The sequence below is a fragment of the Endozoicomonas sp. OPT23 genome (assembly GCF_009653635.1).
Taxonomy (GTDB): domain Bacteria; phylum Pseudomonadota; class Gammaproteobacteria; order Pseudomonadales; family Endozoicomonadaceae; genus Endozoicomonas_A.
In genome coordinates this window covers 32,535-48,316 of sequence record NZ_PPFD01000008.1, presented here as the reverse complement: position 1 = coordinate 48,316, position 15,782 = coordinate 32,535, and the positions used below count along the sequence as shown (strand labels likewise).

At 46.4% G+C, this 15,782-nt stretch carries 16 protein-coding genes; 10 read left to right on the top strand and 6 right to left on the bottom strand.

Going from position 1 to position 15,782, the window contains the following annotated elements:
- Nucleotides 1-126 precede the first annotated feature (126 nt).
- Nucleotides 127-588: a VOC family protein gene (locus EOPP23_RS19320; protein ID WP_153767639.1), complete on the bottom strand. Its 462-nt coding sequence runs from the start codon at nucleotides 586-588 to the stop codon at nucleotides 127-129.
- Between the two features lie 114 nt (nucleotides 589-702).
- On the opposite strand from EOPP23_RS19320, the gene EOPP23_RS19315 reads away from it, so the two are divergent.
- On the top strand, nucleotides 703-1,683 hold the full coding sequence (locus EOPP23_RS19315; protein WP_153767638.1) for a LysR family transcriptional regulator: 981 nt from the start codon (nucleotides 703-705) through the stop codon (nucleotides 1,681-1,683).
- Here the strand turns inward: EOPP23_RS19315 and recG are convergent.
- Entirely contained in the window at nucleotides 1,637-3,787 is a 2,151-nt protein-coding gene (gene recG / locus EOPP23_RS19310; protein ID WP_370514833.1) for an ATP-dependent DNA helicase RecG, read from the bottom strand. The two genes, EOPP23_RS19315 and recG, sit on opposite strands and share 47 nt — an antisense overlap.
- A gap of 39 nt (nucleotides 3,788-3,826) precedes the next feature.
- Between recG and EOPP23_RS19305 the strand changes: the two genes are divergently transcribed.
- Entirely contained in the window at nucleotides 3,827-4,267 is a 441-nt protein-coding gene (locus EOPP23_RS19305) for an avidin/streptavidin family protein (RefSeq protein WP_153767636.1), read from the top strand.
- A 16-nt stretch (nucleotides 4,268-4,283) separates the two neighbouring features.
- Here the strand turns inward: EOPP23_RS19305 and EOPP23_RS19300 are convergent, their stop codons facing one another.
- Nucleotides 4,284-5,198, bottom strand: a complete 915-nt coding sequence (locus EOPP23_RS19300) for a hydrogen peroxide-inducible genes activator (RefSeq protein ID WP_153767635.1) — start codon at nucleotides 5,196-5,198, stop codon at nucleotides 4,284-4,286.
- A gap of 263 nt (nucleotides 5,199-5,461) precedes the next feature.
- On the opposite strand from EOPP23_RS19300, the gene EOPP23_RS19295 reads away from it, so the two are divergent.
- From EOPP23_RS19295 to EOPP23_RS19285, 3 genes are read left to right on the top strand one after another with little or no spacing between them, the layout of a single operon-like run.
- Nucleotides 5,462-6,322 (top strand): SDR family oxidoreductase, encoded by an 861-nt coding sequence (locus tag EOPP23_RS19295; protein ID WP_153767634.1) that lies wholly within the window; start codon nucleotides 5,462-5,464, stop codon nucleotides 6,320-6,322.
- Nucleotides 6,319-6,954: an NAD-dependent epimerase/dehydratase family protein gene (locus tag EOPP23_RS19290; protein ID WP_153767633.1), complete on the top strand. Its 636-nt coding sequence runs from the start codon at nucleotides 6,319-6,321 to the stop codon at nucleotides 6,952-6,954. The genes EOPP23_RS19295 and EOPP23_RS19290 overlap by 4 nt, the downstream gene beginning before the upstream one ends.
- Before the next feature lie 47 nt (nucleotides 6,955-7,001).
- The gene (locus tag EOPP23_RS19285; protein WP_153767632.1) at nucleotides 7,002-7,292 is read left to right on the top strand and encodes a putative quinol monooxygenase; all 291 of its coding nucleotides are present in this window, start codon (nucleotides 7,002-7,004) and stop codon (nucleotides 7,290-7,292) included.
- A gap of 88 nt (nucleotides 7,293-7,380) precedes the next feature.
- Here the strand turns inward: EOPP23_RS19285 and EOPP23_RS19280 are convergent, their stop codons facing one another.
- Complete coding sequence (locus tag EOPP23_RS19280) at nucleotides 7,381-8,409, bottom strand: hypothetical protein (protein WP_153767631.1); 1,029 nt, start codon at nucleotides 8,407-8,409, stop codon at nucleotides 7,381-7,383.
- A gap of 397 nt (nucleotides 8,410-8,806) precedes the next feature.
- On the opposite strand from EOPP23_RS19280, the gene rsgA reads away from it, so the two are divergent.
- The 3 genes from rsgA (at nucleotide 8,807) to EOPP23_RS19265 (ending at nucleotide 11,484) form a co-directional block, all read left to right on the top strand.
- On the top strand, nucleotides 8,807-9,868 hold the full coding sequence (rsgA, locus tag EOPP23_RS19275; RefSeq protein ID WP_153767630.1) for a ribosome small subunit-dependent GTPase A: 1,062 nt from the start codon (nucleotides 8,807-8,809) through the stop codon (nucleotides 9,866-9,868).
- Between the two features lie 207 nt (nucleotides 9,869-10,075).
- On the top strand, nucleotides 10,076-10,267 hold the full coding sequence (locus tag EOPP23_RS19270; protein WP_153767629.1) for a hypothetical protein: 192 nt from the start codon (nucleotides 10,076-10,078) through the stop codon (nucleotides 10,265-10,267).
- A complete protein-coding gene (locus EOPP23_RS19265) occupies nucleotides 10,267-11,484 on the top strand; it encodes an MFS transporter (RefSeq protein WP_153767628.1) in 1,218 nt (405 codons plus the stop codon). The genes EOPP23_RS19270 and EOPP23_RS19265 overlap by 1 nt, the downstream gene beginning before the upstream one ends.
- Nucleotides 11,485-11,554: 70 nt before the next feature.
- Here EOPP23_RS19265 and EOPP23_RS21865 read toward each other — a convergent pair whose 3' ends face one another.
- Nucleotides 11,555-12,541 (bottom strand): sterol desaturase family protein, encoded by a 987-nt coding sequence (locus EOPP23_RS21865; RefSeq protein ID WP_153767627.1) that lies wholly within the window; start codon nucleotides 12,539-12,541, stop codon nucleotides 11,555-11,557.
- 127 nt (nucleotides 12,542-12,668) lie between these two features.
- On the opposite strand from EOPP23_RS21865, the gene araC reads away from it, so the two are divergent.
- Nucleotides 12,669-13,790, top strand: coding sequence for an arabinose operon transcriptional regulator AraC (araC, locus tag EOPP23_RS19255; RefSeq protein WP_153767626.1), 1,122 nt, complete (start codon nucleotides 12,669-12,671; stop codon nucleotides 13,788-13,790).
- Between the two features lie 198 nt (nucleotides 13,791-13,988).
- Nucleotides 13,989-15,137: a hypothetical protein gene (locus EOPP23_RS19250; protein WP_153767625.1), complete on the top strand. Its 1,149-nt coding sequence runs from the start codon at nucleotides 13,989-13,991 to the stop codon at nucleotides 15,135-15,137.
- 27 nt (nucleotides 15,138-15,164) lie between these two features.
- On the opposite strand, the gene EOPP23_RS19245 is transcribed toward EOPP23_RS19250, so the two are convergent.
- The gene (locus EOPP23_RS19245; protein ID WP_194842683.1) at nucleotides 15,165-15,626 is read right to left on the bottom strand and encodes a hypothetical protein; all 462 of its coding nucleotides are present in this window, start codon (nucleotides 15,624-15,626) and stop codon (nucleotides 15,165-15,167) included.
- Nucleotides 15,627-15,782: the final 156 nt, after the last annotated feature.

The following is a 15,782-nucleotide window of genomic DNA, read 5'->3' as shown; positions in this document are numbered from 1 at the left end:
ACTTGCTAACAAGTTATAACTCTTGAAAGAAATGAAAAGCATATAAAGTTTCGAATATCGTATAAATCCTCCGAAGCTCCTATGCTTCCTGCGCTCCTGTGCACATCAGCCTACCGATCAGAAAACTCAGTCCGGATTTACAAAGGTCACTACTGTTGAGCCTACATCTTCATAAAGGTTCTTCTCTTCCGGCTTTTCACTGAGGTATTGAATGAACTCGAACTCAAACCCTTCCGGATCAATAAAGTAGGCTGTCTTCCTAAACGGGTGACCTTCTCGCATATCCACCCGAATGTCATAACCTTTAGCCGTCAGCCTTTCGACGATAGCATTCACATCATCTACAGCAAACCCGAGGTGAGCCAGCCCTGGAGTATGCCCCTGTAAGTCCCGGTTCTTTCCTGCTGCCTGACCATTCAGACTCAGGTAATAGTCATCATCACCCACATGCAGCCACTGTCTTTCAACGCCATACCAGACATTGTTTCCTCTGGCTCTCACTTGCCAGTGAGGGAAAGCAGTCAGGATAAAATCGAGTGTTTTCTCTATATCAACAACACTCAGGTTGGAATGCTCAAGTCTGACCATGGCAACATATCCTTTTCTTTATTGTTCAGGTGACAGTAAAACTATAGATCGTTTCTTCATGAGTGATAATCCGACATACTGGAAACTGACTGTCGAATAAAAGTGAACAATAAGATGAATCAGTTTGGTGCACTGGCCATTTTTGTTGCTGTTGTGGAAAGCAATGGCTTTGCTGCAGCAGCTCGCAAGCTGGGGCTATCAAAATCAGCCGTCAGCAAACGGATTACCCAACTTGAAGAGCATCTTGGTGTTCAGCTACTTCATCGTTCAACTCGAAAGCTCAGTCTTACTGAAGCGGGCGAACGTTATTTATCAAGAGCGATTGAGGCGCTAAATGCGGCTCAGGAAGCTGAAGATTCAGTCTTCGAATTACAGGGCAGTCCAAAAGGCCAGTTAAAAATTTCGGTTCCTATGTCGTTTGGTCGCTTACATATTGCCCCTTTGGTACCTGAGTTTCTGAGCAACTACCCGGGGATTTCCATCAATATGGTTATGGAAGACCGGGTAATGGATCTGGTCGGTGAGGGTTTTGATCTGGCTATTCGGGGCGGAAAGCTGGCAGATTCATCACTAATTGCCCGTAAAATTGCCCCCTGCCATAACCTGCTGGTAGCAACACCTGCCTATCTAAAAAAGCATGGAACACCAGAAACAGTGAGCGACCTGCACGACCATAACTGCCTGCATTATGTGTATTCCAAAGATTCCAGTGAATGGGTGCTAATGGGCAGGGATGAAACCGTCAGCATTCAAACAACCGGTAATTTTCTGGTCAATAACAGTGAAGCGTTGATGACTGCGATTCTGGGAAACTGCGGCATTGGTCGGCTTACGACCTTTACGGCCAGTGAGTACCTGAAGTCCGGCGAGCTTGTTCAGGTACTTCCTGATTACCGTTTACCTCAGCAAACCATGTACGCGGTTTATCCTGAACGAAAGCATTTACCGGCAAAGGTTCGGGCATTTATTGACTTTATAATTGATAAAATCGGAAAAGATAAGCCCCACTGGGATGCAGGCATTAACCTTCGTTCAGATAGGATGAACGTTAAACATTCGCATACTTCTCAGCATGTCCCAGCCATCGAAGAATAAGCGGTTCTGCATTAGAAGGGGCTTGTTCCAGCAACACCCGACCGGCATTTTTTACATCTTCCAGCAAGCCGGAATCCCTTTCCAGATCGGCAACCCGGAATGACGCCAGACCTGTCTGACGAGTTCCCAGAACTTCACCTGGGCCTCTCAGTTCAAGGTCTTTTTCGGCAATTACAAAACCATCGCTGGAATCACGCATAACCTGCAAACGTTCACGACTCTGTTGCGACAAAGGTGCGTGATACATCAAAAGACAGTGACTGGCTATGGAGCCACGGCCGACCCGACCTCGAAGCTGGTGCAGTTGGGACAGGCCAAGCCGTTCAGGGTTTTCAATGACCATCAGGCTGGCATTCGGAACATCGACACCCACTTCAATAACGGTTGTTGCTACTAATAAGTGCAGATGACCAGCCTTGAAGGCATCCATTACTTCCAGCTTTTCTGCCGCTTTCATTCGACCATGTACAAGACCAATAGAAAGTTCCGGCAAGGTTTTCTTTAAATGTTCAGCTGTCACCTCGGCAGCCTGACACTGCAATGCTTCCGACTCTTCAATCAGAGTGCAAACCCAGTAAGCCTGTCGACCTTCTACACAGGCTGTTTTTAACCGCTGAATAACCTGGTCACGACGGTCATCACCCAGCACAACGGTATTCACCGGCGTTCGTCCCGGTGGCAGTTCATCTATGATGGAACAATCCAGGTCAGCATAGGCGCTCATGGCCAGCGTTCTGGGAATCGGTGTTGCCGTCATAATCAGCTGATGAGGCTGACCACCATTGGCTTCACCTTTTTTGCGCAGAGACATTCGCTGATGAACACCAAAGCGATGTTGTTCATCAATAATCGCCAGTCCCAGCTTTTTAAAGATGACTTCATCCTGAAAAATAGCGTGGGTGCCGACGATCACCATAGCCTCACCACTGGCAATCTGTTCCAACACTTCCTGACGTTTTTTACCTTTCACTTTGCCGGATAGAAAAGCGACAGTAATTCCGAGAGGTTTGAACCAGCTCTTGAAGTTCTTTTCATGCTGTTCAGCCAGAATTTCTGTGGGTGCCATTACGGCAGCCTGAAACTCATTTTCCACGGCCTGTAATGCAGCCAGCGCTGCCACGACTGTTTTACCCGAGCCCACATCACCCTGAACCAGCCGTAGCATTGGCTCTGGCTCCATCATGTCCTGACTGATTTCGGCCAGCACCTTTTCCTGAGCATTGGTCAGGGCAAAAGGCAGCTCTTTTCGGAAAGACTGAGTCAGTTCCTGCTTCGGTGGCATTGGGTAACTTTTAACAGTACGAACCAAAGTCCGCAGTTTCTGCATACTCAGGTTGTGAGCCAATAACTCTTCAAAGGATAAGCGACGTTGTGCTGGGTGTTGGCCTTCTTCAAGCAGTTCATAGGAAACATCCGGTGGTGGCGCATGGAGAAAACGAACGGCATCCACCAGCGAACCTAACTGGTATTGCCAGCGAACTTCTTCAGGCAAAAACTCTTGCAGGGCATCAGGGTTATCAAGCTTTTCCAGCGCCTGTTGACAGAGTGCGCGAATACGCTGCTGGGTCAGACCTTCGGTGGCGGGATAAACAGGTGTCAGCGTTTCTTCAACATCAGTATCATCATCAGCTTTAATGACCCGGTATTCCGGATGGTACATTTCAAGGCCGGTAGCCGCTCGCCTTGGTTCACCAAAGCAACGAACTTCTGCACCTGTTTTCAGCTGATTCTTTTGAGCGCCGGAGAAATGATAGAAACGTAAACCAATAGAGCCGGAACCATCACTGATTCTAACCAGCAAACTACGTCGTTTACCCATCATGACATCAGCAGCCACCACTCTGCCCTGAACCACACAGTCCATTTCCGGCTGCAGGGTTCCCATAGGAGCAATACGGGTGCGATCCTGATAACGCATGGGCAGATGAAACAGCAGGTCCTGCAGATTATTAATCTGGATTTTCGCCAGTTTTTCCGCAAGCGCACCCCCGACACCTTTCAGCGCCGTAACCGGAACTTCGTTCAGGGGCTTGGCCATACTCTTCCTACCTTCAAGACAGTTTTTTACTTTGTCCGTTCTTGCCTTCTGCTGTTCATAAACTATAAACCATATGAATGTGTATTTAGTTCACGGAGTTAATGTATGAAATACGGTCTTCTATCCATACCATTAAGCTGCATGATTTCTTTAACCTGTCATGCTCAGGGCTGCGATAACCTGTTTGGTACCTGGACATCCGGATCAGGATCCACTCTTATTCTGCAGACAGATCCTACTGATAATAACGGTCTGCTAGGGTCGTTCAAATCACCTGACGGCCTATTCCCCGATAATGTTGCTTTCCCTTTATATGGCTCATTCGGTACAAATACTTTCGACTTACCTTCTAAGGGAACCGCCATCTCCTTCAGAGTTAACTGGACCAAAGAAGAAGGCTCTATCTCTTCATGGACAGGAGCCTGTCTTACGACTTCAAAAGGCCCAAAGCTGGATCTTCTCTGGCATCAAGCCAATCCAGCAGCCACCAAATCAATTTTTCATATCAATAGCGGATCCAGTATTTTTTATCCAGCTCCAGAATAAAAGACCGCAAAACCATTCAGGGTTTAGCAACCGAACATAACCGCAAGGCATCAGATAATGCATCAATAGCCTTGGGTCTCGGGAAACTCGTTCTCCAGGCCAAAGCTACGGTTCTGCTGGGAGCCGGTGAACGGAAAGGTCTGGATGTCAGAACTTCCGGAGCGTAATGGCTGTCCACCAGTGCAGACTGTGGCAAAACGCTGATACCCATACCTGAGGCTACCATATGTCTTACGGTTTCCAGAGAGGTCGCTTCAATACCACCAGACTCTTCAGTGCCCGAGTCGTCTTTCTGAGCCAGAAGCGGGCAGGCTTCCAATACCTGATCACGGAAGCAGTGTCCTTCACCCAACAGCAAAAGCTCTTCATTAATCAGCTCGGCCGGATCAACCGCTTCTTCTTTTTCCCAGCGGTGACCACCCGGCAACAGAACCCGGAAGGGCTCATCATAAAGCGGCATGGTCAGAACATCGGGCTCAGTAAACGGCAATGCGATGATGATTGCGTCCAGCTCACCCATTCGCAATTTTTTACGAAGAACTGCTGTGAAGTTTTCCTCAATATAAAGCGGCATACCCGGAGCTACCTGAGCCAGACGGGGAACCAGATGAGGAAAGAGGTACGGGCCGATCGTGTAAATAGCGCCAACACGAAGTGGACTGCTCAGCTGGTCACGGCCTGACTTGGCAATCTGCTTTACGCCAGCCACTTCTTCCAGAACCTTCTGAGCCTGCTTGACGACTTTTTCACCCATGGGGGTGACCCGCACCGAATTGCGGGAACGTTCAAACAGAGCCATGCCCAACTCTGCTTCCAGCTTTTTAACACCGACACTGAGCGTGGGCTGACTGACAAAACATTTGCCAGCAGCACGGCCAAAATGCTGTTCTTGAGCCAATGCGACGATGTAACGCAGTTCCGTAAGAGTCATGACTGTATTTTGAAAGCAGCTGTGGAGAAGGTTTTCAACTTCGCGGCAGACACTTTCACTCCACTGTAGGCATGAGAGCCAAGAATAGACAAAATTTGAAAATACTGTAAATTTAAACAGGTATTATATCAAACACTTTATTTTCTGTGGCAGGCTTTTTAAGGCATGGCTTTATATACCAAAGGCTTGCATTTCCAATGGAATGGGAGACACTTGCCACACTGTGATTTATAACCTCGGTGCTTCAACCCACGGCGACCATCATGAATAAAAAAAACGTACTCATTGCAGGTTGTGGAGACGTTGGCGGTGAACTGGCAAGACAGTTACTGGCTGACGGTAGTTTTTCTGTCTGGGGACTTCGTCGTTCCATTGATAAACTCCCGGCGGGTGTGCACCCGGTAGCCGGTGACTTAAGTGATCCTGACAATCTCGGCCAGTGGCCCGAAAGGATTGATTACCTGGTCTATTCTGCCGCAACAGACGGCCGCGGAGAAGAGAACTACCGCAAAGCTTACATCAACGGTCTCTCCAATGTACTGGCCAGAATTCAGAACGATGGTTACCTGCCCGAACGAATCCTGTTTACTTCAAGCACCAGTGTTTACCCTCACGGCAACGGTGAAGAAATTACCGAGTCCACTTTACCTGAGCCTGCGTCATACTCCGGCCTGATTATGCTAGAAGCTGAAAGTCTGATTATTGCTTCGTCTTACCCTGCTACAGCCGTAAGGTTTGGTGGTATTTATGGTCCTGGTCGCAATCGTATGATCAACAGGGTTAAAGCGGGTGAAGGCTGCCCTGCTGAACCGGTGATTTATGGCAACCGTATTCACAGGGATGACTGCGCCGGCATTCTGGCTTACCTGATCAAACGGGATATGGAAGGGCTTCCAGTGGATACTCTTTATCTCGGTGTAGATAACAGCCCTGCGCCTATGCATGAAGTTTTGCATTGGCTGGCTGAGCAGCTTGATGTTGAACTGGATGATTCACATTCTGCTCCTCCGCGGGCTAATAAGCGTTGTCTGAATCAACGGATTGTTGATGCGGGTTATAGTTTCAGGTTTCCGGACTACAAAGCCGGATACAAGAGTTTGCTTGAAGCAATGAGTGACGTATGAGCAAAACCGCCCTGATTACAGGCGCTACAGGTGCTATCGGGAATCATCTGCTGACTCTTCTACTGGCATCAAACGACTATGAAAAGGTAGTTTACATCGGTCGACAGAACCTTCCCGAGCATACAAAACTTGAACAACTGATTCACCCAATTGAGCAGTGGTTAGACATAAAGTTGGCCAGTCCTATCGATATCGCTTTCTGCTGTCTGGGGACAACCATTAAACAGGCTGGCTCAAAAGAAGCCTTTAAAAAAGTCGATTTGCAGGCTGTTCTGGATACAGCTGCTTTGGCAAAGCAATCAGGCTGTGAGCATTTTTCAGTCATCAGCTCTGCCGGTGTTGAAGGCAAATTGCCGAGCTTTTATCTGGACGTGAAACGGGAAATGGAGACTAAGTTAAAAGCTAAAAACTTTAAGACTTTGCACACCTTTCGTCCTTCGCTGCTAAAAGGAGAACGGAATGAGTTTCGGCTTGGAGAATCTGCAGCTGAACTCTTCTTTCAAGCTTTCTCTCCACTGATTCCCAAAAAACTCCTTCCTGTATCAACTCTTTCTGTTGCCCGCGCTATGCTACACCATGCTGGCAATAGTGAAATGCGTACTAAAATTATCTCTCGTGAAACAATGGATTGATGTAGGCTTCTGACAGTATTCAGCTCTCAATCCATCAGGAAACAACCATGACTGCATTAACCATCGTCGCTCATATCGAGGCACACCCGGAGAAGATTGAACTGGTAAAGTCTGAACTGACCAAACTGGTTGAACCAACTCTTGCCGAAACTGGCTGTATTCAGTACGACCTGCATCAAGACAACAACAAGCCTGAACAGTTCCTGTTTTTTGAAAACTGGGAAACCCGTGATTTATGGCAGGATCATATGAAGACCGTTCATATTGAAGCCTATAAACAAGCAGTTGAAGGCGCTGTGGTCAGCTTTGTGGTTCACGAAATGAGCAAAGTGTCCTGAGAATCAGGTGCAATTTTGACAAAACAGAGTGCCATGAGTGACGCAAAATAATCATGGCACTTGTATCGTTCATCACTCCCTGTCGTGACTAAAAGCCCAGTCCCATCTCTTTCAGAGCTTTATTCTGTCGACTAAAAAATTCGTGTCTTGGCAACATAAAGTTAAACCACTTATAACTTTCTATAAAAGAGCCCGAATCACCAACTAGATCTAGTTTTAATTCCAACTCTTTTCTCTGTTCTTCGTAATCAACCTGAACTCTTTCAGCACTTTCCACTGCTAAAGTTGAAATGATCACATGGTCCACAGTCATTCTCAGAAACTCTGTATTGATGAGCCCTGCTTCTTTATTCCAAAGCGAGAAAAAGCGGTCTTTAGCAGGCAGCCCTTTAGCTCTATTTCTCCAGGAAGTATAGAGTTCCTCAGCAGTCAGCCCTTTTAGCGAATTTCTCCAGAAAGTCAGGTATTTTGATACACCTGAAACATAACGATCTCTGATAGCCAGATTGTCTTCCGATGTGTGTAAAAACTCTTCTTCACCAAGAAGTTGTATCCATAAATAGACGATATAACTTTTATAAAAATACCAGGATTTCATTTTAGAAAATGAACAATTAGAATTACAATATTCAATTTTAAAAAACCAACTATAGAAGTACCAAAGTTTCATTCCAGAAAACCAACTACTATCTGGCAATTTTTCGACATCATCAGCCCAGTCAGGTCGGCCTTCTTCGCCAAAATAAAAATCAGTTTCATGCAAATGAACGCACATCATATCAGCGATTCCTTTACTAACCCCCTGAGCCAACAGATCCCGAAACCAGATTTCCTCAGATATTTTAAACTTATTCAGCATGTCCTGATATGAGAGACCTTCTTCTTTTGAAATATGCTCAACTCCATCCATCAGAAAGAGCTGATACGCTGTTTTTGCAAAAAAGAGTTCGGATAATGACTCATTTAATAAGGGAGTACTCTCGATGTGACCAAACCATTCTTTATTTTTAGGGGCCGTACGGTAGTCTTCATATTCATTTTCATCAAAAAAGTCTGCAAAGGCCAGATTTTTGAGCAATACCGAAACAAATACAAAAGCAAAGAGTAAACGCTTCAATATATTCACCTTTTTATATTATTTATTAGTTTGAAATAGGCTAGATCATGGAGACGTAAATAAAATTAATTTTTCTGTCGAGAAAATAGTCGAAAGCTTAGCCTAACCAGGTCAATGAGCCTTCTACCTTTAAGTTCATACAACGACATACTACCCAACGCTCTTCAGGGATAATTTATAGCGTTTTTCCTACCTTCTTTTGCATTCAACATTTCTGTTATCATCCAGCCTCACTTATCAGTAAATACAGTTGGAGGATATTTGATGATTGTAAGCAACCCTTTCCGGGCAGCTGACGTCTGATTAACAAGAAAGACTCTTTCCTGCCCGGCCGATAGCCGGGGCTACGCCCCAGAATTTTATTTTTCATGATGCCGAGTTGGCGTCAGGGGTTACCATGTCTACAGATTTATCTCTTTCTCATTTTTCTCTGCAACAAATGGGATGGCGTCCTTTTTTTCAGCAGCAACTGACACTGGATGAGTGGGAAGCTACACATCCGGCAAAAGTGATGGCTGTTCACCGATCGATTCTTGAAGTTTCAACAGAGGCGGGTGAACTTTCTATTCCTGTTCATCACAGTATGCCTTCAATCACTGTGGGCGACTGGCTGTTACTAAACGAAGACAACAGTTTTCATAGGCTGCTGGAACGCAGCTCTCTATTTGTTCGCAAGGCGGCTGGCAGCAAAGTGAATGAGCAGCTTATTGCAGCCAATCTGGATTCTGTTTTTATAGTTTCGTCTATGAATGATGACTTTAATCTGAGTCGAATCGAACGCTATCTGGCTGCTACAAAAGAGGCAGGTGCTGAACCGGTTATTATTTTAACCAAGGCAGACTGCTGTTCTGAGCCGGAGAGCTATACAGAACAGGTTCAGGCTCTTGATTCATTGCTATCTGTTGTAGCGGTTAACAGCCTTGATCCAGCCTGCAAAGAACAGCTTTCTGACTGGTGTCGTACTGGTCAGACAGTCGCTCTGGTCGGCTCATCCGGTGTGGGTAAATCAACGATCACCAACACACTGCTGGGACGCTCCATACAGGAAACCGGTGGTATTCGGGAAGACGATAGTAAAGGCCGGCACACAACAACGGGCCGGTCGCTGCATATGATGTCAGATGGTGGTTTGTTACTCGATACACCGGGAATGCGTGAGCTACAACTTGCTGGTTGCGAGCAGGGCGTTGAGGAAACATTTGCCGATATCATTGAGCTTGCTGAAAACTGCCGGTTCAGTGACTGCCAGCATGAGTCCGAGCCTGATTGTGCGGTGAACCGTGCAATTGAAGAGGAAAGACTGGAGCAGCGTCGCTTCAAAAACTACCAGAAGCTTTTGAGAGAACAGGCCAGAAATGGCTCACAGTTGGCGGAGCGACGGGCAAAAGATAAAGACTTTACCCGTTACATCAAGGATGTTGCTGGAACATCCCGCGCTATTAAAAAGGGAATGATATAGAAAACAGGTCAGGAGCCAAGGGCTCCTGATTTCACCGAAGTCCAGCCTATCGTGGGCAGCATTTTAAAATATAAAACCCATGGGCAATGTTAATTTACATGGCCCATAGACTGAGATTACTCGCCAACAGTTAAAGACTATTACGACTGTTTATATCTTCATCTTCTCACTAAAATCGTGCGTTTTTTCTATAACCGAGAAAATGCGATGTTTTCCCAGTCTTTAACTGCACAGCTGTTAAGGATGTTGGTGTTATTGGGAGTATCTCTGGTGATTGTTCATCACTCACCGGTTCTTCTGGATTCCCTGTCTCGCAATGCCGTTAATGCCGGCTGCCATCAAGGCAATGGCGAACACCACTCAATGTCCCACTCTCAGCATTCAGAGCATCATCACTAATGAGTATTTTTCGATTTCCTCTTCTTGTCTGGATGGGGATTGCCATACTGATTTTCAGTCTTGGTATTCGCCAGTCCTTTGGCATTTTTATGATGCCCATTTCAGAGACCTTCAATACTGGCCGTGAGTTTTTCAGTCTGGCCATCGCCCTGCAAAACCTGCTGTTTGGCATGTTTCAGCCTTTTGTCGGTATGGCTGCCGACCGCTGGGGTGCACGTCGTATCATCTGCTTCGGTGCGCTGACTTATGCTGCCGGTTTGTATCTAACGTCTATCGCCGTACAACCTGACTGGCTTTACCTTACGCTTGGCGCTCTGGTTGGTCTGGGTTTAAGTGGCACCAGTTATGTGATTATTCTTGGTGCCGTAGCCAAGGTAGTTCCAGCTCAACATACTGCCAAGGCTTTCGGTTTAACCACAGCCGCTGGTTCTTTCGGTATGTTTGCAGTGATTCCCGGTGCGGAAGCTTTGCTCTCAAACTTTGACTGGCAAACCGCTCTTCAGGTATTCGCTGTAGCCTGCAGCGTTATGGTTGTTCTTTCTGCCTTTATGAAAACCAGTGAGGTAAATAAGACTCAGACAACGGCGCAGGACGATGCCCCTGACAGCGTTAAAGCGGCGTTAAACGAAGCTTTTTCCCACAAAGGTTACTGGCTGATTCATGCCGGTTTCTTTGTCTGTGGTTTCCATGTCATGTTCATTGCCACCCACCTGCCAAGCTATCTGGGGGATAAAGGACTCGCCGCCAGTGCTGCGGCCATGGCACTGGCTTATGTTGGCGTGTTCAATATCTTCGGTTCTTATTTCTGGGGGGTGATGGGCGACAGGTTCGATAAACGCTATGTCATGACCTCTCTCTATTTGATGAGAACACTGGTTATTGCGTCCTTCGTGCTTCTGCCTGTAACCAACAACACTGCTTCCATATTCGGTGCTGCTATTGGTTTTTGCTGGCTCGGAACGGTGCCACTGACGTCAGGCCTTGTTCGTCAGATTTTCGGGGCAAAATATCTTTCTACTCTTTACGGTCTGGTGTTCTTTACCCATCAGGTCGGCAGCTTCCTGGGAGCCTGGGCTGGCGGCAGAATATACGACTATTACGGCTCTTATGAACCCATCTGGTGGTCAACCGTCGTATTGGCATTCGCAGCTGCTCTTCTGCATATTCCTATTAATGCCAACCCTGTCATTAGAAAACCTCTGCTTGCTTCTGCCTGATCTGGAATAACAAAAAAGGCCAGTGTCCGAAAACACTGGCCTCTCACGGGAAGTTATTTAACAAACCTGTTTAAGAGTTCGCCGCTGCCGCTTTTGCTTCCTGTTTTTTCTTCTGATCAGGGTAGTAGTGACGATTACCCACCATCTTTTCCCAGAAGAAAGGCACGATCAGCTGACCCCACCAGGTTTTCGGGAAGGTAGCATCATCACGACCCAGACCAATACCGCCCACAACATCCAGCTCACGATCTTTTGGCAGGTTGTAAGTGCCGAACACCAGATCCCATACAATCAGGTTTGAACCATAGTTGGAGTCCGCATCCTGATAGCGAACAGAATGGTGCCAGCGGTGCAGCTCTGCAGCGGAGAAAATGTAGTTCATCCAGCCCAGCTTGTAGCGGATATTACCGTGCTGCCACTTACCGTGCAGTACAGTGAAGATCGCTACGATCATCGCCATCTCTTCTGGCGCACCAAACACTGTCAAACCAAGAGCAATCGCAACACCGACCCAGATCAGGTCAAAGAAGTGTGACTGCAGGGCATTCAGGAATGTCAGACGACGTACACAATGGTGAACCGCATGGAATCTCCACAGATAGTGCTTGGTGTGGAACCAGCGATGCTCCCAGTAAACACCAAACTCCGCAACGACCAGAGCCAGAGCCGCCTGAGCCATAATTGGCCATTCTGTTGGCCAGGAGACCAGCGCCAGAGAGGAACGGCCATCAGCGTTCAGCAACCAGTAAATACTCATCATTACAAAAGGAGTAATAGCTTGAGTCAGCGTTGTGGTGAAGAAGATGTGCATCAGACTGGTTTTGGTATCACCATCATGATCACGCTTCCACTTTTCACAGTGTGGTTGAATTTTTTCAAAGGTAAAAGCAATGGTGAAACCCAGCAGCAGGAAGAAAGCAACATAGCCAGCACTTGGCTCTTCCGGTCTGAAATAAACACCCAGAGTAAAAGGCAGCAGTACACCAATTGGGTAGGCTATCCAGGTCAGTATTGTACGAAAGGTTGACCCTTCGTAATTACAGAGTCCTTCATTCACAGCAGAGAACCTCTTCTATTTATTGTTATGTGTTTCAGCCCAACAGCACGATCTGTCCGGCTATGAGGGATGACAATTAAGTTACCTGTCTTTATGTCGTTTTTGTTAGTAGGATATCTCCCCAAATATGGAGAATATAACCAGAACAATGAATGCTATTCAGGCCGCAAAGCAGTACTACAACTTCATTAGCACTCCATATATGGATGAAGTGTTTAGCACCCATTCCCCCGACCTCTTTCCGGACATGCCCAGTCTGAGCTGGCAAAAGCCTGATGAAATACAGGAAGCCGTTAGAAGAATCCTTGATCAACCCCGTATTCCAGAGCTTTCAAAACGATGGCGACCTGTCTTTGAAAAAGAACACGACATCAGTCAGGAAGAGGCCAACCAGTTTCTTCAGCAATTCATCAGTTCCATGGAAGGGATCGATTTTATTGTCGATTATCGTTGTAACTGCAGTTACACCCTTTCCGAAAAAGGCCAGTGGAGTGATTACCGTGTATACAGACCGGGTCGTAAATCAGGTTGGGGATTGCAGCTGACTGTTTCTGGAAAGGGCGTTTATAACGGTCTGAGAAGCAGTCTTGAAGTAGGACCTGGTGACCTCGTTTTATTGTCCCCCGATGCATTTTATGATTACCATCGACACCCTGATGCTGATAGCTGGGGCTGTTACTGGCTGGTTTTTCTCCCGGATACCCGCTTCAACGAGTTGCTGGACTGGCCTGATGTCGGCTCTGGAATACATCACCTTTCAGCCAAAGATTCAGCTTTCATAGATACGATCACACCTTTGTTTGAGCATATCAGAGAGATCAGTCAGGACTCTGACCCGTGGGCAATAAGGCTCAGGTACAACCTGCTCGAACAGGCTTTGATTCAGTGTAAACGACTGGTGCCTGAGTTTAAGCGCTCAGTGATTGATCATCGTGTTTTGAAAGCTATTGAATACATCGAGAAGCATTTCAGAAAGAACATCACTGTTAAGGAAATCGCTGAAGAAGCCTGCATTTCTGTTTCCAGTTTGATTCGTTTATTTAAACAACACACTGGTTTGACCGTAATCGAACTGAGAAATGAAAAACGGATGGCATTAGCCTGTGAAAAGCTGACTCACACTCGAATCTCTATTGCAGAGATAGCCGAACTTGCTGGTTACTCTGATCAGCTTTATTTTTCACGGTGCTTTCATCGGCACTTCAGAATGTCGCCTTCAGCATTCAGAAAGCAGTATTTAAACCAGTGACGTGTCTGTTTTGGTATCGCTCAATTGTTGGTGTATTTCTCAGCAGATAAGACTGCTGACCTGATCATCCATATCTTTGCTTTTATCCTCCATCAGAATAAGACAACTGATTAGTAAAATAGCCGGTCAAGCTGTCATGGTTCGACCGGTCTCATTACATCGGGCCATAGAGAAAATAATAATATTCTGGAGCCCCCAATGCTTTCCATTCTGGGTAAGGTTACTCGCTGGATCATCTATCTGATCCTTGCACTATTCCTGCTTGCCATTGGTTATTTAACCTATGTTTTAACCAGCAATGCCCCCACTCCCCTGCCTCCTGAAGAACAGGCAGTACTGGATCAGAAAATTCTCGGACAAGGTGAATTCCGTTACCGTATTCGTCGCGACAAACTGGTTGTTCCGGAAGAAATCACCAGCACCTGGAGCAACGTTCATGGTTTGACTCTGGCTGAAGATGGCTCCATCTACGTGACTTACTCTACCTGGTACGGTCACGATGAAAATACCCGGGCTTTGATCAAGTTCGACAATAATGCCGACTTCCTGGGTACTCTTGGCACCAAAGATCACGCGAAAGGTGAACCCCATGGTCTGGATGGCCGTACTGAGCAAGATGGTAAGTTCTACCTGTATCACACCAATAATGCAGGCCGTTTTTATAAAACTGATACGGACATGAACGAAATCTGGAGCAATAATTTTCCAGAGTCTCTGAGCATGTATGAACGTGGATTCTTCAACACTATGAAGGACTTCTACAACTGGGCATACACGAATTACAACAACAATATGATCGCTATTCCAAGCGGTTACTCTCCCTGTAATGTTGCCTTTAACCCTAACGGCAAAGACATTTACATGGCTGACTGCTATTCAGGTTCTCTGGTGCACAAGTTTAATGCTGAGAATGGTGAGTACAAAGGCCTGACCTTTGGAGGCAAAGGTGAGGAGGCTAATTTATATAATACGCCTCACGGGCTGATCTGGGATATACGCGAAGGCAGAGACCAGCTGTTAATTGCTGATCGCGGTAACAACCGTTTGCAATATACGGACGGAGACGGCAAAACGCTTTCTGTAGTCACAGATCCTGCAATTGTTGAGCCTTGTGATTTTGATATCTGGAAAGATTATGTCCTGATTCCCGATCTGACAGGTCACCTGGTAGTCATGGATGAGAACAACAAGGTTATCAGCAAGATTAATGTTTCTGAAGTGATTGGAGCGGCAGGCTTCCCGCATCCTCACGATGCGATCTTCCTGCCTAACGGTGATATTGCTGTGGGAACCTGGTTTAACGGCTCCCTGACCTATTGGGAAAGGCTCCCTGCAGAGGAGGGCTAAAGATCAACTAAACCTTGAAAAGGGAAATTACTTCTCTTTCTTGTGGTGATATTTATGGTGTTGCCTGGCATGATCTGGCGACACCATTTTCACACATGAGTGCTCAGTGATTTCAAACTCACCTGCTTTCAGCTTTTTCTGGAACTGTGAAGAGTAAGGACCAGGAATAACACTTCCCGTAGCTTTCATCTTGTCGTTGGCATTGATCGTGAATGTGCTGGCGACCTGCCTTTGATTCTTTCCAGAAGCATTAGGGTCATCAATCAGGGTATCAAAAATCAGCTTATCCGAACTGACCATATTCACTTCATTAGATATGCCTGTTTCCTTAAGCAATACACGGTAAGAGCATTTGTTATTGAAAGGTTCAGAGCTGTCCAGATCGACCATCTGGCCTCTGGTAATACCTGGCCAGGCCATTGACAGACCGCTGTGAAGTGCAAGTAAGGATAGTGAAACTGTTAACAGACTTTTCTTAATTAGCATCATGATGTGGAACTCCATTTCCTGAATTCATCATGTTCAAATCTAGCTACCCTCTCCATGTGAGCTGATAAATAGTACAAACGCTCCGATAAAGCCGCTCATTCTTCCGACTACACTCTTTCATAGCCAGCTTATCTGCCGGCTTGCACTCACCCATCT

Coding starts and splice junctions, on each gene's coding strand:
- rsgA (WP_153767630.1), top strand. CDS start 8,807: ATGTCTACAGATTTATCTCTTTCTCATTTTTCTCTGCAACAAATGGGA.
- EOPP23_RS19305 (WP_153767636.1), top strand. CDS start 3,827: ATGAAATACGGTCTTCTATCCATACCATTAAGCTGCATGATTTCTTTA.
- EOPP23_RS19265 (WP_153767628.1), top strand. CDS start 10,267: ATGAGTATTTTTCGATTTCCTCTTCTTGTCTGGATGGGGATTGCCATA.
- EOPP23_RS19270 (WP_153767629.1), top strand. CDS start 10,076: ATGTTTTCCCAGTCTTTAACTGCACAGCTGTTAAGGATGTTGGTGTTA.
- EOPP23_RS19245 (WP_194842683.1), bottom strand. CDS start 15,626: ATGATGCTAATTAAGAAAAGTCTGTTAACAGTTTCACTATCCTTACTT.
- EOPP23_RS19285 (WP_153767632.1), top strand. CDS start 7,002: ATGACTGCATTAACCATCGTCGCTCATATCGAGGCACACCCGGAGAAG.
- EOPP23_RS19300 (WP_153767635.1), bottom strand. CDS start 5,198: ATGACTCTTACGGAACTGCGTTACATCGTCGCATTGGCTCAAGAACAG.
- EOPP23_RS19250 (WP_153767625.1), top strand. CDS start 13,989: ATGCTTTCCATTCTGGGTAAGGTTACTCGCTGGATCATCTATCTGATC.
- araC (WP_153767626.1), top strand. CDS start 12,669: ATGGAGAATATAACCAGAACAATGAATGCTATTCAGGCCGCAAAGCAG.
- EOPP23_RS19295 (WP_153767634.1), top strand. CDS start 5,462: ATGAATAAAAAAAACGTACTCATTGCAGGTTGTGGAGACGTTGGCGGT.
- EOPP23_RS19290 (WP_153767633.1), top strand. CDS start 6,319: ATGAGCAAAACCGCCCTGATTACAGGCGCTACAGGTGCTATCGGGAAT.
- EOPP23_RS19315 (WP_153767638.1), top strand. CDS start 703: ATGAATCAGTTTGGTGCACTGGCCATTTTTGTTGCTGTTGTGGAAAGC.
- EOPP23_RS19320 (WP_153767639.1), bottom strand. CDS start 588: ATGGTCAGACTTGAGCATTCCAACCTGAGTGTTGTTGATATAGAGAAA.